Raw genomic sequence first — 16,049 nt, 5'->3', positions numbered from 1 at the left:
GAACTATAGTTAAGATACTAGCCTATATGGATTTGATTCCTGCATCCATAAGACCGTTCATGCGTGCTGCTTTTTTACCAGAAGTGAGTGACGGTGACGGTGCGCTCAAAGCCTCCAAGTTTTCGGGAAAACCGTGGTTGAACAAGAACGAACACTGGCCCGTCTGTCAACATTGCGGTAAACCTATGCAACTGTTTTTGCAACTTAATCTCAACTCTTTGCCAGAATCCATACACGGAGAGTTCGGCAGCGGATTACTCCAACTGTTTTACTGTACAAGCACAGATACTAATTGTGAAGTCGAGTGCGAAGCTTGGTTACCTTTTGCCAAAAGTATGCTTGTCCGAGTTGTTCAACCTGACACGGAAGTGCTAGATATTGAAATACCGGACATAGAGAATTACTTTCCCCCGAAAGAAATTGTAAGCTGGGAGGAAATACAAGATTATCCCGGCTCTGAAGAACTCACAGAACTTGGAATAGACTTAACTGATAATGAGTGGGATAACATCGAGTTGGAATATCCGCACTACTCCGGCGACAAACTCTCAGGTTGGCCATGCTGGGTTCAAGGAGTCGAATATCCCAATTGCCCAGTATGCAATCAAAGAATGCGGTTAGTGTTTCAGCTGGACTCACAGAACAATCTGCCGTTTATGTTTGGCGATGTCGGGTGTGGTCACATCACACAGTGTAAGACGCACAAAACCCAGGTCGCCTTTGGTTGGGCTTGTGGTTAATCAGGTAGGTACTGCACCTACTTGGGGTGGTTGTGATGTTTGAATCGCAGCATTAATGGCTTGAGTACCCCACTCGAATGGGTTGCCTTACATTTGATTGACCTTTGCATTCGCGTAGCGTCTCCGACAGGAGAAGCGCAGATCGCCTCAGTTGCAAGTTGTTGTCTCTACAAACCTGAAGTAGAGGATGACAGTGTTGTAGGAATTGCTTGTAGAGACGTTGCATGCAACGTCTCTACACATGGGAAATATATAGCACATTCGTGCCACACGCTCGCGTTTAATATCACAAAAAAACCTTAATGGAATATAATTTTGTTACTTATGTCAAAGTCATTAAAAAATCTCATATGCAAACAATTAAGACAAAAATCTCGCTCGGGTGGCAGAGTTGTGATTCCGTCTGAGTATCGCAAACAACTAGGATTGGAAGTAGGCTCGGAAGTTATGATTGGGCTAGTGAATGGGGAATTGAGAATTTTTACGTTAGAACAGGCAATTAAACGAGCACAAGAAATAGTGCGTCGATATGTTCCCCAAGGGCGATCGCTGAGTGATGAACTCATAGCAGAACGACGTCAGGAGAGTTTGCGTGAGTAATTATGTTTTAGATGCTTCTGCTATTTTGGCGCTTTTAAACAATGAACCTGGTAGCGTTCGCGTAACAAACGTCCTTACTGAAGCTGTCATCAGTAGTGTAAATTTGAGTGAAGTCGTAGCAAGACTTGCTGATAGTGGAGTAAGCAGCCTCATATAGAATTGGTATGAGCAATTTAACTCTTTACTGTTGTTCGATTCTTATGCAGTACATCACGGTATAGCTGTCTTACTCTCTTATTTTAAAGGATTGATTATTTCTAGCTTATTAAATACGATTAAACCATCTTGCATATCTTCAGAAAAAAGAATACTAGTATCTCCATATAAAGCACTAGCTACAATCAAACTATCCCAAAATGAGAAATGATATTGCGTTCGCAATTGCGATGCTCTTAAGAGAATTTCTTGATTTATCTCTATAACTCGATACTTTATATAAAAAGATTTAATCAAGTTTTCTATTTGCTGCTCATTAAGTATTGATTTTTTGAGCAGATTAACGCAAACCTCACTAATAAGTTGAGTACTTGTTACTATCACTTCCTCTTTGCTTGATATCAAATATCGAGCTTTCTCATGTCTTTTGTCTGTTTGAGTGCTAGTTATTAAGGCATACAGCCATATGTTTGAATCTAGATAACAGAGAGACTGTGAAGGTTCACTCATAAATCTCATTTCGTTTTAATGGCTGAAATTCCTCAACTTGTATGGGATTCTTTAAGAGTTTATCAATCAAGTCTTCTACGGGAGCATTTTCTTCTGGTTTCAGCAGAATAACTTTAATACTTTTTTGTGTGACGAATTGTGATTTGTATTGCTCGGGTATTTCGATAAAGCCATTTTGGATATTAGCTTGAAATTCTACAGCAAACATAGCTAGCCTCTGAGAATAACTCATCTTTTCTTATTATAGAACTCGCTTCCTTCCCAAATGAAATACAAAAAAAAGGTAGAGCAGTTGCATACTCTACCGTTTAAAAAAAGACTGAAGAATAAAGAAATATTAAATCTTCTTTCTTCCTATTCAACGACAGGGGTCAACAATTCCCGGCGCTGTTCAGCTCTGACAACCACATTGCCACTTTCATCGACATCAACTATGGCTGTATCGCCATCCTTGATGCGACCAGATAGAATCTCTTCGGCGAGGCTATCTTCTAACAAGCGCATTATTGCCCGACGTAATGGTCTTGCGCCGTAGCTGGGGCTGTAACCTTCTTGGATGAGGCGGTCTTTGAATTTGTCGGTAACTTCCAGTGCGATGCCTTTTTCTGTGAGGCGACCAAACACTTCCTTGAGCATGATGTCGGAGATTTCGGACACCTCTTCCTTGCTCAATTGACGGAAGACGATAATTTCATCCAAACGGTTGAGGAACTCAGGACGGAAGTACTGCTTGAGTTCTTCGTTGACCAGAGATTTAATTCGGTTGTACTGCGCTTCTGTTTGGTCTTCAGCAACATCGAAGCCGAAACCGCTACCACTCTTCTCAATCACCTTAGAACCGATATTAGATGTTAAAATCAGCAAGGTGTTCTTGAAGTCTACGGTGCGACCTTTAGCATCGGTTAAGCGACCGTCTTCCAAAATTTGCAGCAGCATGTTGAAGACGTCGGGGTGTGCTTTTTCGATTTCGTCGAACAGCACTACCGTGTAAGGACGACGCCGCACAGCTTCGGTCAGTTGACCGCCTTCGTTATATCCGACATAACCAGGAGGCGAACCAATCAGCTTGCTGACGGTGTGGCGCTCCATGTATTCCGACATATCTAGGCGAATCATCGCTTCTTCGGAACCGAAGAAGTAAGAAGCCAAAGCTTTCGCCAACTCGGTTTTACCTACACCTGTAGGACCTGAGAAGACAAAGCTAGCAATCGGTCGATTGGGATTCTTCAAACCGACACGAGCGCGACGAATTGCCCGCGAAACTGCTTTCACAGCATCTTCTTGACCAATCAAGCGCTGATGGAGGGTGTCTTCCATGTGCAGCAGCTTCTCGGATTCAGATTCGGTGAGTTTGTTCACCGGAACTCCAGTCCAGGAAGCAACAATGTGAGCAATGTCTTCTTCCGTCACGACAGGTTCATCACCTTCGGTGCGGGTAGAATTGGTCTTGCTTTGAGCAATGGCGCGAATTTCGGCTTTGATTTCCATTTCGCGATCGCGCAATTCGCCAGCTCGGTCAAAGTCTTGAGCGCGGACTGCATCGTCTTTTTCTTTCAAAATCTGGCGCAGTTCTTTGTCCAACTCCTTAGCTGCGGGGGGCAATTGGGAGTTAATTAAGCGAACTCGGCTTCCTGCTTCGTCAATCAAGTCGATTGCCTTATCTGGGAGATAACGATCGCTGATGTAACGGTCAGACAACTTCGCCGCTGCGACCAAAGCTTCATCGGAGATTTTCAGCTTGTGGTGCTGTTCGTAGCGATCGCGTAGACCATAGAGAATCTCAATCGTCTCATCTACTGATGGTTCACCCACCATGACTGGCTGGAAACGACGCTCTAGGGCTGCATCCCGCTCGATGTGCTTGCGATATTCATCTAGAGTTGTGGCTCCGATACACTGCAATTCACCTCGCGCCAAGGCGGGTTTGAGGATATTTGCTGCATCGATTGCGCCTTCTGCCGCACCTGCGCCAATTAAGGTGTGAACCTCGTCAATCACGAGAACGACATTGCCCGCCTGACGAATTTCATCCATGATTTTCTTCAGGCGTTCTTCAAATTCACCCCGGTACTTGGTTCCTGCAACAAGTAGACCGATATCCAGAGTCACCACACGCTTGTCTTCTAGGATGTCAGGGACATCTTTGTTGGCAATGCGTTGTGCTAAACCTTCGGCGATCGCGGTTTTACCTACCCCTGGTTCCCCAATCAGCACGGGATTATTTTTTGTCCGGCGACCCAAAATCTGGATCACTCGTTCAATTTCTTTGGCACGTCCCACCACTGGATCAAGCTTGCCGTCAGCTGCCATTTGGGTCAGATTTGAGCCAAACTCGTCCAATGTTGGGGTTTTGTTCCCGCGTGGTTGACCACCACCAGTTACCTCAGCTGTTTCGCCCAGCATTCGGATCACTTGGGTTCTTACTTTAGATAGATCTACCCCTAGGTTTTCTAGCACTCTGGCTGCTACACCTTCCCCTTCTCGGATTAAGCCCAACAGCAGATGCTCGGTGCCAATATAGTTATGGCCTAATTGGCGCGCTTCTTCCAAGGATAGTTCTAGAACCCGCTTTGCCCGTGGGGTAAACGGAATTTCCACAGCGACAAAGCCTGAGCCTCGACCTATGATTTTTTCTACCTCAATCCGAGCGTCTTTGAGATTGACGCCCATGGATTTTAGTACCTTAGCCGCCACTCCGGTACCTTCTCCAATCAGACCCAAGAGGATCTGTTCGGTACCCACGAAATTATGCCCAAGACGGCGAGCTTCTTCCTGGGCTAGCATTATTACCTTTATGGCTTTTTCTGTGAAGCGTTCAAACATATGGCATTCGTCCCATCACCTGCGTCGTGCCGGTACGCTGATTTTAGCACAGGCAAAGCGGACGGATGCTTGTATAAAGAAATAGACATCCGACATCACTCACCCAGCTTTATGGGGCGATTGCTAAATTTTCATGATTTTTATTTAATTTTCTTTACTTTTGTGCGGTCAGTGTGCTGAGGAGGGTAACTTTATTTACCTTTTTTAGGATTGACCACGAACAATTGATGGTTGGATTGAAAAGTTTTTATTCAATCCCAAATAAACACTAATACCAGAGTTGAGTATTCGTGTCAAGAAGGTTTTCAACTTTATGACAATATCTTATATAACGAAAGACACAAAATTGTGGGATTGTAAGCGTCAAACGCTTCCTGAGGGTAGGCTCTACGCCTGCAGATATATTTTGTATCCTATCGAAAATCACTATAAAGAAAATAATAAATTCAATAAAAAAAGCTAATAAAATGCTACGGGTCAATGACGAATGACCAAGACGCTTTTGTTAAGCGATCGCTAATTATGGTAGACCAGTTATCTAAAGTCTGTTGAAATTGCTGCTGTTGCAAGTCTGGTAGCCAAAGTATGAGCGCGTCCTCATCATTATCTTTGTAGTAGCGCCGCCGCCGTCCAGCGGTTTTGAAGCCAAATTTTTGATATAAGGAAATTGCCGCCGAGTTGGAAGCTCGGACTTCGAGAGTTGCTCGCTCCAAGCCGCGATCGCAAGCAGTTTTTAGCACAGAATACAGTAAAGCCTGTCCGAAGCCTTGATGGTGGTATTGGGGATGAACCGCCAAAATTGTGATGTGTGCTTCATCTAAAATTGACCAAAAGCAACATATTCCCAGTAGTCTGTTGAGAGAAACAGAGGAAAACAAACCGAGTAAGTCACTGTTGGGGCTATCTAACTCTCGTTGGTAGGCTTCTAAAGTCCACAAACCACCAAAACAGGCTTGATCAAGTTCCAGCACTGCACTCAAATCTGCTGGAGTTACATATCTAATTTCTAATGGTAATTTGCTCACACTTGTTCGTAATGGTACAAGCCCTTTGTAAACTGGGAAGCGGAGGACTTACTCACGCCCGTAATTTAGACAAGGACAACTTTTATAGTTATGGTATCGACACACCCTACTGGGGTTCAACATTTTGGTAGTCAGTATTTGCCTGCATCAAGCACTTCAAACACAAGTCTTTCACCAAATCAGGAACTTCTACCGCTGACAGCCAGAAGAAACAGTGATGACTGTTTGGAAATAGGAGGCTGTGATGTCACAACCTTGGTTAAGCAATTTGGTTCACCATTATATATTTTAGATGAAGAAACCCTCACAATAGCTTGTCGGCAGTACCGGGACAGCTTCAAGCGCTACTATAAAGGCGAATCTCAGGTACTGTACGCTTCCAAGGCGTGGAGTTGCTTGGCTGTTTGCGCTCTAGCAGCTTCGGTTGGTTTAGGAATAGATGTCGTTTCTGGAGGCGAACTCTACACTGCTTTAAGTGCGGGTGTGAGTCCCGATAAAATCTACTTCCACGGGAATAATAAATCTCGCCAAGAGCTGATTTTTGCCATTGAGTCTCGCTGCACCATCGTAGTGGATAACTGGCATGAGTTGCACACTTTGGTGGAGTTAGCGAGGGAAGCAGGGGGAGATGAGGGAGATGAGGGAGATAGGGGAGCAACATCCTCCTCATCCTCCTCATCCTCCTCATCCTCCTCATCTGCTGTGTCCCACTCCCGACTTCCCGTCCGGATCATGCTGAGGTTGACGCCTGGTATAGAATGCCATACACACGACTACATTCGCACAGGACACTTGGATAGTAAATTTGGCTTTGATCCCAATCAACTCAATGAGTTGTTCACTTTTGTGAGTCAACAATCTGCCATTGACTGTGTGGGATTACACGCCCATATTGGTTCTCAGATTTTTGAACGCCAACCGCATCAGGATTTAGCTGCGGTTATGGTGCAGTGGATGAGTAAAGCTGCTGGATACGGTTTATCGATCAAAGAGTTGAATGTGGGAGGCGGCTTAGGAATTAAGTACACAGAATCGGATGATCCACCTAGCATCGAAGAGTGGGTAAAACCGATTTGTGAAGTGATTCAAGAAGCTTGTGAAGCAGCAAATTTGCCTTTGCCAAAATTATTATCTGAACCAGGACGTTCCCTGATTGGAACAGCTTGTGTGACAGCTTACACCATTGGCTCTTCCAAGGTCGTTCCAGAAATACGTACCTACGTAGCAGTTGATGGGGGAATGTCTGATAACCCACGCCCAATTACATATCAATCAGTGTATCGCGCCGTGGTTGCCAATCGATTGTCTGCTCCACTTACAGAAACTGTAACAATTGCCGGAAAGCATTGTGAATCAGGGGATATTGTAATAAAGGATGCCCAGGTACCAAAAACGGAACCAGGGGATATTCTCGTAGTCATGGCAACTGGTGCTTACAATTACAGTATGGCATCTAACTACAACCGCTTGCCTCGACCGGCAGCTGTTATAGTAGCCAATGGCGAAGCAAATTTGATTTTGCAACGCGAAACTTATCAAGACTTGATTCGACAGGATCGTCTACCAGAAAGACTTAAGAAGGATGAAGGATGAAACGAAGGTAGAAGGATAGAGAAAGAAACAAAGAAAGAAGGATAAAGGATGAAAGGAAGGTAGAACAGTAAAGGATGAAAATTTTATACTTCATACTTGATACTTCATCCTTTATCCTTCATTCTTCATTCTTCATTCTTGATTCTTCCTTCTTCATTCTTCATTTTTCACACTTCATACTTCATACTTTCACGCCAGATGTCATGGGAGATTGGTGGACGCAATGGCTGACAAACTTAGGAAGGTCACAGTCCTTGCTGGTTGAGACTCTGGATATTGTGTTAGTACTGGCGCTGACGTACATGATACTCGTTATTATTAGTGAGCGCCGGACACTGTGGATGGTGCGGGGATTTATTATTCTGATGCTGGCGTCAGCAATAAGTGGCAGAATGCAGTTACATCTGCTGAACTTTGTGTTGGAGAAGTTAGTGATTGGCTGTGCTGTAGCAATGGCGGTTGCTCTCCAATCAGAGTTTCGCCGATTTTTGGAACAATTGGGACGTGGCGAATTCCGGCAGTTGTTTCAACCGTCGCGTCTGGCGGTTCCCAAATCTGATAGTGTAATTGATGAAATTGTCGATGCTGTTAAAGAACTGTCAAAAAACCGGATTGGAGCTTTGCTAATTTTGGAAACCACTGGTCCTATTGACGAGCGGGATTTTTCTGTGCCGGGAGTAAAGCTGAATGCCGAAGTTTCAAAAGAACTTATACAGACGATTTTTCAGCCGAAAACTTTATTACATGATGGGGCGACGTTAATTCGTGGCTCGCGCATCGTGGCATCAGGTATAATTTTACCGCTATCGGGACGCACAGCCTCACGCCAGTTGGGAACACGCCACCGGGCGGCAATGGGAATTACTGAGCGGGTCGAAAATTGCATTTGTGTCGTTGTATCAGAAGAAACAGGTTCCATTTCCTTAGCGGAACGAGGAACCCTAAATAGACCACTGACCATTACGAAGCTGAAAGAGTCATTAGAGGCTCAATTTTCCCCAACTGTGGATCGGGAGAATGTTGCTCCTGATTTGTTAAGTTTGGGTCGTCAGATTCGTGGTAAGGCACTAGCACTAATTTCACGTTTACTCGGATTACCATCGACTGCTTCACGACGAGATAAGAAATGACAGCACAACACACTGAACTGCAAGAGTTGCCCCCTGATTTAAAACGAGAACTATTGCCTAAGCACGTTGCGGTGATTTGTGATGGCAATGGTCGATGGGCTAAAAGTCGAGGACTCCCCCGATTTATAGGACATCAGCGGGGAGTAGATGCGCTGAAAAATTTACTTCGCTGTTGCGATGATTGGGGAATTGGGGCGCTGACGGCTTATGCTTTTTCGACTGAGAACTGGGGAAGACCGACCGAAGAAGTAGATTTTTTGATGACTCTATTTCAGCGGGTTTTGCGCCAAGAACTGCGGGAAATGATGGAGGAGAATGTTCAAATTAGATTTGTGGGCAATTTGAGCGCCTTACCCGGTTCGCTGCAAGAAGAAATTTCCCGTTCAATGGAAGAAACTAGAAACAATCGCGGTATTAAATTCACAGTCGCAACTAATTATGGGGCGAGACAGGAGATTTTACAGGCATGCCGTGCAATTGCTCATAAAGTACAGCAAGGTCTACTTGAACCAGATGAAATTGATGAGGCGACATTTGAACGTCACCTCTACACTGAGGGCATTTGTGACCCAGATTTATTAATTCGTACAAGTGGGGAAATGCGGGTGTCGAATTTCCTTCTGTGGCAAATAGCTTATGCAGAAATTTATATAACTGAAGCTTTCTGGCCCGATTTTAACCGCAATGAGTTTCATCGTGCCTTGTGCGCCTATCAGCAACGGGATCGTAGGTTTGGCAAAGTGTGAAGATTGGGGACTGGGGACTGGGGACTGGGGACTGGGTACTGGGGACTGGGGACTGGACAATACTCGCACCTTACCCTAATCCCTAATCCCTAATCCCCAATCCCTAATCCCCAATCCCTAATCGCTTATTCAAGGTCCAGAAAAAACAGCTCGTTCTATATCTTCTCGGCTGAGGGAATACTTGAACGCGCGTTGGATATCTTGCCCACCTTCTCCGGCTTGGACATATCGCACAATGATTTGTTCGATATCTAGTGAGAGTTCTGCTTGCCAATTTGATCGCTGTACGTGCCAGCAATGAAGTTGTTTTTCATCTTGTTGGCAGCCTTGCTCTCTCAGCCACTGTTCAATTTGGGGAAGGGGATGGTTATACAAAGGTGTTTCCGGGGAAGGAAAAATCATATTTTTAGTCAAAAGTCAACAGTAAAGAGTGAAAAGATAATTTTTATTTAATTTTTAATTTGGAATTTCTGAAGGGATAGTGGGTGAAATACTGGTATCGTGTTGTTGTACTGCTGGGGTATTTTGTAGCAGCTGCATTTGAAAGGCAGCCTCTCCACGGGTTAAACCGATCGCGATCGCCAGCAACAAGCAAACTAAAAATGTCAATCCCAGAATAAACAAAGCAAAGATTTCGCCTGTTGACAGGGGGCGATCGCTGGCGTCGAGGTAAGCTGATTTAGACCAGTCATGGGAATAGGAAACAGGACGATTCAAGTCAGGGGGTGCTTGAATAACTCCAAAGCGCGAATAGCCAATTTTCAGGTCGTAGCTAAATCGTCGTTCTGGACTGCTGAGGGTGGCGTACGCTTCGTTAAGTTGCTGAAATTTGGCAGTAGCCAAAGCAGTCGGCAATTTTGTCGTATCTGGATGATAGTGCTTGCTCAGTTCCCGGTAAGCGCGACGGATGTCGATTGGCGATGCTGAGGGATGCAGTCCTAGCAGGGAGTAATAAGTCGGTTCGCTGCTTTGTGCCATTGCCCCATTCTGATTCACGGCTGTTTGAGTCACCTGGCAATAAACTTTTTTCTAATATTCTAAACCTAACCAACCCGGCAAGCAGACGATGACAGTAAGTTTGTCAGTTATTGGTTGTTAGTTGTTAGTTATTAACATTTCCTAATTACCACTTACTCTCACAATCCCTATCTCACCAAATCAGCGCGGGGTTTAAAGCTTTCTATCTGCCGTAACTTTTCGTAAAGTTCACGTTCTTGCTGACTAATATTTTTGGGAGCAACGATCTGAATTTCCACCAATTGGTCACCACGTTCACCGTTTTCCTTGGGGTAGCCTTTATTTGCCAGACGGAAGCGTTGACCAGATCTGACACCAGGGGGAATAGACATTTTGACTGGTCCGTCTAGGGTTGGTGCTTCGATGTGTCCTCCCAAGACCGCTTCCGTAGGAGTCACCGGCACTTGAGTCAGGACATTTGAGCCTTCTACTTTAAATAAAGAATGTGGTTCTACAGTAATTTTTAAGTATAAATCGCCACCATTGATGCCTTGGTTTTTTAGGCGGATGGTTTGACCTGTAACCATCGCTGGGGGCATACTGACTTCGAGCGATCGCCCATCTTCCAAGCGAATCCTTTCCGATCCACCTTTATAAGCTTTTTCGAGTGGCAGGGTCAATCTTGCTTCTATATCCCGACGGCTGGGGCGGGAGTTGACTGTATATTGAACTTTTCTATTTGGAGAACTAAACGGATCGCTCTCAGCACCATTGCTGGAGTTTCCATTTTTATTGTCTTTGCGAACACCTACACCAATGACTTGATTAATAAAACTATCAAAATCAGCATATTTACCTGGGTCTACGTCAGCAGTACTACTGCGACCGTTAGAGCGACTTTCCCAGGTTTTTCCTCCTCGTGCTGCTTGTTTGCCACTAAAGCCTTTTTGTTGCCAGAAGCGGCTAAATTCGTCGTAACGTGCCCGTTTCGTTGCATCGCTAAGGACTTCATATGCCTCACCGATATCCTTAAATTTTTCCTCTGCTGCTTTGTTTCCTGGATTGAGGTCTGGGTGATACTGACGCGCTAACCGTCGATAGTTCTTTTTAATATCTTCATTTGTTGCCTCTTTAGTGACTCCCAAAATTTCGTAATAATCGCGAAAATTCTGCAAATTTTGCATAGTTCTGTTGTTTATGTTTAGCTTTTAGATTTTATATTTTTGAATGACGATTCATTAATTATTGAACGACTCACTAATTACTTATTACCTATTACTTATGAGCAAATCCGAATTCGGAATCAACCTCTTTCATCTTTATTTTGCGTTAGAGATGTCATTTTAAGAATTAAGGGCGGGAAACCCCGCCGGTGAAAGTTATAACTTTATTTCCTAAAAACATCCACTTCTATTTCATAACCAATCATCGTCATCGTCCCAGTTATCTTGGTAGCTAGGACGGGGTTTGCGTGAAGAACCGCTGTCATAAGAGGAACGACCTCTTCTGTCATAGTCCCTGTCATCATCCCTGTCGTAGTTTTTGCCGTAGTAATCGCGATCGCCCCTTGGGCGGCTTCCTCCGGAAGCATCATCCCTGTAGGGTGAGCGTTCTGCGCCATCACCTCTTGGGCGGCTTCCATAGGGAGGATCGCGGAACGTATCCCTTGGAGATTCGCGTTCTCGTTCCTTCTCGCCAGTAAACAAGTCACGGATAGTACCGAACAAGTCATCTTCTTCGTCGTCAACGTAGTACTGGCGGACTTCCCGGTTTAGGTCATACAAAGCATCTTGCAGGTCGGCGTAAGCTTGGTCAATGCCTCTGTCGTCGTTTTCTTGCAAACTCTCGCGCAGTTCTCGGCAGATATTATCAATTCTTTGGCGACGGCTGCGGGCAAACTGCATCCCATAGTCCAACGCCACTTCTCTGAGTTGTCGTTCTGCTTGTATAATCAGCGCCTCTGCACGAGTGCGCTTTTCTACCCGTTCTTTGCGTTCTCGGTCGATTTCGGCGTATTTCTCAGCATCTTGAATTGCCTGCCTAATTTCGCCTTCGCTCAAGGTAGAAGCGCCTTGAACTGTGATACTCTGCTCTCTACCTGTGGTTCTATCGAGAGCGGTCACTTGTAGAATCCCGTTGGCGTCTATATCAAATGATACTTGAATTTGTGGAATTCCACGTGGTGCTGGCGGAATGCCATACAGCTTGAACCGTCCCAGGGACTTGTTATCTGCTGCCATCTCCCGTTCACCCTGGACGACGTGGATTTCCACAGTGTTTTGGTTATTTTCTGATGTAGAAAAAATGTCAGAGCGACGTACTGGTATAGTTGTGTTGCGGGGAATAAGTTTTTTCATCACGCCGTTGACGGTTTCTAGTCCTACAGATAGGGGCGTGACATCCAACAACAGCACATCTTTGAGTTCGCCAGCGAGAATACCCGCCTGTATTGCTGCACCCACCGCCACCACTTCATCAGGATTGACGTTTTGGTTGGGTTCTTTGCCTATCATTGCCCGCACAAGCTGCTGTATCATTGGCATTCGCGTCCCACCACCCACCAGCACAACTTCATCAATGTCTGCAGGTGTCAACCCAGCATCTTTGAGTGCACGTTTGACGGGAAGGCGCACACGCCCAAGTAAGTCATCGCATAACCCTTCAAATTCGGAACGAGTCAACCGAGTTTCGAGATGTTTGGGACCATCTTCTGTGGCAGTGATGAAGGGTAAGTTAATATCAGTGACGCTGACAGAGGAAAGTGCGATTTTGGCGTTTTCCGCTGCTTCTAATAGGCGTTGTAAAGCTGAGCGATCGCGTCTTAAGTCTACCCCTTCTTCTTCTAAAAATTTCTCTGCCAACCAGTCAACGATTTTTTTGTCAAATTCATTACCACCAAGCTGTGTATCTCCACTGGTGGATCTGACTTCAAACACTCCATCGCCAACATCCAGAACTGACACGTCAAACGTGCCACCACCCAAGTCAAAGACTAATATGGTTTCACTGTTACCACGATCCAATCCATAAGCCAAAGAAGCCGCTGTGGGTTCATTAAGAATCCGTAGCACTTCTAAACCAGCAATTCTGCCAGCATCTCGCGTTGCTTGCCGCTGGGAATCATTAAAATAAGCAGGCACGGTAATCACTGCCCCTGTGACTGGTTCACCCAGGTACTTACTGGCGTCCTCTGCCAATTTCTTCAGCACCATTGCGGAAATTTCTTCTGGGGCAAAATCCTTATCGAGACGGGGACAAGAAATTTTGATGTTACCAACTTCGTCTTTGCGGATAGTGTATGGAACTCGCTTTGATTCTGGACTGAGTTCAGCATACCTGCGCCCAATGAAGCGTTTAACGGCGAAAAATGTATTTTGTGGGTTGAGGACGGTTTGTCGCCGTGCCATTTGCCCAACAACTCTTTCGCCTTCTTTGCTAAAACCGACAACGGAGGGAGTCGTTCGCATTCCTTCTGCATTGGCAATCACCACCGGCTTGCCACCCTCCATGACGGCAACTACTGAGTTGGTTGTACCCAAGTCAATGCCGACTACCTTGCCCATGCGTTACTGTTCTCCTATAGTGTCTTATAAATTAATTGTTTAGAGCTAATGCTTGATTTATTGTATCTTGCTGTTGAGAATTACACGGTCAAACAGTGTTCACCATTAGTTAATTTGTGAATCTCAAGAATCAACTCGAAACTCACCTGAGTCAAATAGCCCGCGATCGCGATCCCTATTTGGCGACTGCTGGACATTTTTTTGTCCAAGAATACATTCGTCAACAATTTGGACAATTGGGAAGTGTGGAAATCCACACCTTTAGCGTCAGGGGAAAAACCTGTCAAAATCTCATATTGAATTTACCCTCACAACCTGGCTCACAAAAGGAATTGCCACCGATTTTAATCGGTGCCCATTACGATGCCGTACCCGGAACACCAGGGGCTGATGATAATGCCACAGGTATGGCAGTCTTGCTGGAATTGGCAAGAATGTTTGCTGCCGAACCGACAAAACATCCCCTGCGGCTGGTAGCTTTTGATATGGAAGAATACGGCTTACTAGGTAGTACTGAGTATGTTGCTAAGCTGAAGCAAGAACAGCAACCCTTACGCTTAATGATTTCTCTGGAAATGCTGGGATATTGTGATCCGACTCCAGGTGCTCAAAGTTACCCATCTCCTTTAGAACGCTTTTATCCTAATCGTGGTGATTTTATTGCTTTAATTGGTAATTGGCGAACAATTCGCGACTTAATAAGTATTAGCCGTAGTATTCGCAAAGTTGGCGTACCTAGCCAGTGGCTACCAGTGCCGAATAGAGGTAAGATAGTGCCTGATACACGAAGGAGTGACCATGCACCTTTTTGGGATGCGGGTTATCCAGCGATCATGGTCACAGATACAGCCAATATGCGGAATCCAAACTATCACAAACCCAGCGATACTATTGCTACTTTGGATTTAGATTTTCTGACTGGTGTCTGTCAAGGTTTGGAAAGTGGTATTCGGCGTTTGTGAAAAAGGGGTGTAGTGTGGAGATTTTCAGTTAACCATTTCCAACTTCCGACTCCCGATTCCTGATTTCCTTGCCTGTATACACATGAACGCTGGGAGTCAGACTGATCAAGTCCTCGATATTCCGCTTCATCGTGTTGCAAATAGTGTCTAAAGGCAAATCGTTAGCATCGTAACCAAAGGGATTTTCAATTTCCAAGCCAATGGCTTCAATACCAAATAAGGTAAAACTAATTAACCCCACAATGGCACCTGTCCACCAACCGAGATTATGGACAAGTTGAAAAGGCAACAAGAGGCAATAAAGTAACAATAATTGCTTCAAATGAATCGCATATGCTAGGGGAATGGGTGTTTTTAAGATACGTTCGCAAGCCCCTAAACTATCTACCAGACTGTTTAATAATTCTTGTATGGCTATCAACTGATAGCTATTTATACAATTGCGGTTGTACTGTAGCTGTAGATAATCTCCAATCCAAAACGCTATCTCTAGAGGAGGATTGTTCATTGTCTTCAGCGTTAGGTATTTAGAAATAGACATTAATTCTTCTAACTCTTTATTGACACGTTCTCCCCGTAAATGTAACTTGGTTGCTACGGCAAAAGCTACCACTAATCGTAAAATCCTAATTTTTTTGTCTCTATCCTCTGGGTTAATTTCATCTATTGATACCCAAATTTGCCGCGCCAGATTTCGGACATCGTTGACGATACTACCCCAAATTTTTCTTCCTTCCCAAAAGCGTTCGTAAGCCGTATTCGTGCGAAAAACCAGTAATAAACCTAAAACAATACTGGGAATAACACTTTCTAAAATAGGTTGAGAGACAGGAAGTTTAAAATGGTAAAGTAGAGAAATAAAAACACCAAAAATACCACATGCGAGAACGCGCTTGTAAATGGCTGTGACAACTGAACCTTTAAGCTGGAAAGCTATTTGTAACCATTGCATTTTTTCTGCAGTCATGTTTTCCTAAAAAAATTTTGAATGAAGGAATGATAATAACGCAGAACGTACAACGTAGAATGATTTCACAGAGAAATCCAAGGGTTATAGGGAGTACCAAAAAATAAATGATCTATTATGTAGGGTGGGTGAGGCGCATGACAGTTGAGGTTTTACATGGTAACTAAAGTGCGCCGTAACCCACCATTGTTTTAATACATCACTACAAAATGGAGACTTTTTTAGTTGGAAGTCCCATAAAGAAGAAAGAATTCCATTTTTTGAATTCAGCTAAAGC

Annotated in this window: 16 protein-coding genes; 7 read left to right on the top strand and 9 right to left on the bottom strand. The window is 44.5% G+C overall.

Translation table 11 applies throughout. The annotated features are described in order from the left end of the window. The first annotated feature begins 26 nt into the window (after positions 1 to 26). From ACM0OZ_RS02755 to ACM0OZ_RS02745, 3 genes are all read left to right on the top strand, one after another. Positions 27 to 740 (top strand): DUF1963 domain-containing protein, encoded by a 714-nt coding sequence (locus ACM0OZ_RS02755; protein ID WP_414581304.1) that lies wholly within the window; start codon positions 27 to 29, stop codon positions 738 to 740. Positions 741 to 1,064: 324 nt separating this feature from the next. Next, positions 1,065 to 1,340 (top strand): AbrB/MazE/SpoVT family DNA-binding domain-containing protein, encoded by a 276-nt coding sequence (locus ACM0OZ_RS02750; protein WP_414581303.1) that lies wholly within the window; start codon positions 1,065 to 1,067, stop codon positions 1,338 to 1,340. Further along, on the top strand, positions 1,333 to 1,497 hold the full coding sequence (locus tag ACM0OZ_RS02745; RefSeq protein WP_414581302.1) for a PIN domain-containing protein: 165 nt from the start codon (positions 1,333 to 1,335) through the stop codon (positions 1,495 to 1,497). The genes ACM0OZ_RS02750 and ACM0OZ_RS02745 overlap by 8 nt, the downstream gene beginning before the upstream one ends. Positions 1,498 to 1,574: 77 nt before the next feature. On the opposite strand, the gene ACM0OZ_RS02740 is transcribed toward ACM0OZ_RS02745, so the two are convergent. The 4 genes from ACM0OZ_RS02740 to rimI form a co-directional block, all read right to left on the bottom strand. After that, positions 1,575 to 2,006 (bottom strand): PIN domain-containing protein, encoded by a 432-nt coding sequence (locus tag ACM0OZ_RS02740; RefSeq protein ID WP_414581301.1) that lies wholly within the window; start codon positions 2,004 to 2,006, stop codon positions 1,575 to 1,577. Next, entirely contained in the window at positions 1,999 to 2,238 is a 240-nt protein-coding gene (locus ACM0OZ_RS02735) for a hypothetical protein (RefSeq protein WP_414581300.1), read from the bottom strand. The genes ACM0OZ_RS02740 and ACM0OZ_RS02735 overlap by 8 nt, the downstream gene beginning before the upstream one ends. 122 nt (positions 2,239 to 2,360) lie before the next feature. Continuing rightward, positions 2,361 to 4,829, bottom strand: a complete 2,469-nt coding sequence (locus ACM0OZ_RS02730; protein ID WP_414581299.1) for an ATP-dependent Clp protease ATP-binding subunit — start codon at positions 4,827 to 4,829, stop codon at positions 2,361 to 2,363. A gap of 470 nt (positions 4,830 to 5,299) precedes the next feature. Continuing rightward, complete coding sequence (rimI, locus tag ACM0OZ_RS02725) at positions 5,300 to 5,854, bottom strand: ribosomal protein S18-alanine N-acetyltransferase (RefSeq protein ID WP_414581298.1); 555 nt, start codon at positions 5,852 to 5,854, stop codon at positions 5,300 to 5,302. Between the two features lie 90 nt (positions 5,855 to 5,944). Here rimI and lysA point away from each other — a divergent pair, with 90 nt between their 5' ends. The 3 genes from lysA (at position 5,945) to ACM0OZ_RS02710 (ending at position 9,323) form a co-directional block, all read left to right on the top strand. After that, complete coding sequence (gene lysA / locus ACM0OZ_RS02720; RefSeq protein ID WP_414581297.1) at positions 5,945 to 7,447, top strand: diaminopimelate decarboxylase; 1,503 nt, start codon at positions 5,945 to 5,947, stop codon at positions 7,445 to 7,447. Between the two features lie 203 nt (positions 7,448 to 7,650). Continuing rightward, complete coding sequence (gene cdaA, locus ACM0OZ_RS02715; RefSeq protein ID WP_414581455.1) at positions 7,651 to 8,577, top strand: diadenylate cyclase CdaA; 927 nt, start codon at positions 7,651 to 7,653, stop codon at positions 8,575 to 8,577. Further along, complete coding sequence (locus ACM0OZ_RS02710) at positions 8,574 to 9,323, top strand: isoprenyl transferase (RefSeq protein ID WP_414581296.1); 750 nt, start codon at positions 8,574 to 8,576, stop codon at positions 9,321 to 9,323. Before cdaA ends, ACM0OZ_RS02710 begins: the two co-directional genes overlap by 4 nt. A gap of 129 nt (positions 9,324 to 9,452) precedes the next feature. On the opposite strand, the gene ACM0OZ_RS02705 is transcribed toward ACM0OZ_RS02710, so the two are convergent. The 4 genes from ACM0OZ_RS02705 to dnaK form a co-directional block, all read right to left on the bottom strand. Continuing rightward, on the bottom strand, positions 9,453 to 9,725 hold the full coding sequence (locus ACM0OZ_RS02705) for a DUF3143 domain-containing protein (RefSeq protein ID WP_414581295.1): 273 nt from the start codon (positions 9,723 to 9,725) through the stop codon (positions 9,453 to 9,455). Positions 9,726 to 9,779: 54 nt separating this feature from the next. Beyond that, a complete protein-coding gene (locus ACM0OZ_RS02700; RefSeq protein WP_414581454.1) occupies positions 9,780 to 10,301 on the bottom strand; it encodes a J domain-containing protein in 522 nt (173 codons plus the stop codon). A gap of 167 nt (positions 10,302 to 10,468) precedes the next feature. Further along, complete coding sequence (locus ACM0OZ_RS02695; protein ID WP_414581294.1) at positions 10,469 to 11,464, bottom strand: DnaJ C-terminal domain-containing protein; 996 nt, start codon at positions 11,462 to 11,464, stop codon at positions 10,469 to 10,471. A gap of 231 nt (positions 11,465 to 11,695) precedes the next feature. After that, positions 11,696 to 13,843, bottom strand: a complete 2,148-nt coding sequence (gene dnaK, locus ACM0OZ_RS02690; RefSeq protein WP_414581293.1) for a molecular chaperone DnaK — start codon at positions 13,841 to 13,843, stop codon at positions 11,696 to 11,698. A gap of 116 nt (positions 13,844 to 13,959) precedes the next feature. Between dnaK and ACM0OZ_RS02685 the strand changes: the two genes are divergently transcribed. Continuing rightward, positions 13,960 to 14,805, top strand: a complete 846-nt coding sequence (locus tag ACM0OZ_RS02685; RefSeq protein ID WP_414581292.1) for a M20/M25/M40 family metallo-hydrolase — start codon at positions 13,960 to 13,962, stop codon at positions 14,803 to 14,805. 28 nt (positions 14,806 to 14,833) lie between these two features. Here the strand turns inward: ACM0OZ_RS02685 and ACM0OZ_RS02680 are convergent, their stop codons facing one another. Then, the gene (locus ACM0OZ_RS02680) at positions 14,834 to 15,772 is read right to left on the bottom strand and encodes a bestrophin family protein (RefSeq protein ID WP_414581291.1); all 939 of its coding nucleotides are present in this window, start codon (positions 15,770 to 15,772) and stop codon (positions 14,834 to 14,836) included. Positions 15,773 to 16,049 lie beyond the last annotated feature (277 nt).

The organism is Scytonema sp. PCC 10023 (assembly GCF_963920835.1).
In the GTDB taxonomy this organism is placed as follows: Bacteria; Cyanobacteriota; Cyanobacteriia; order Cyanobacteriales; family Nostocaceae; genus Kalymmatonema.
Note: the sequence above shows the minus strand (reverse complement) of the source record. Positions and strands in the feature narration are given on the sequence as shown.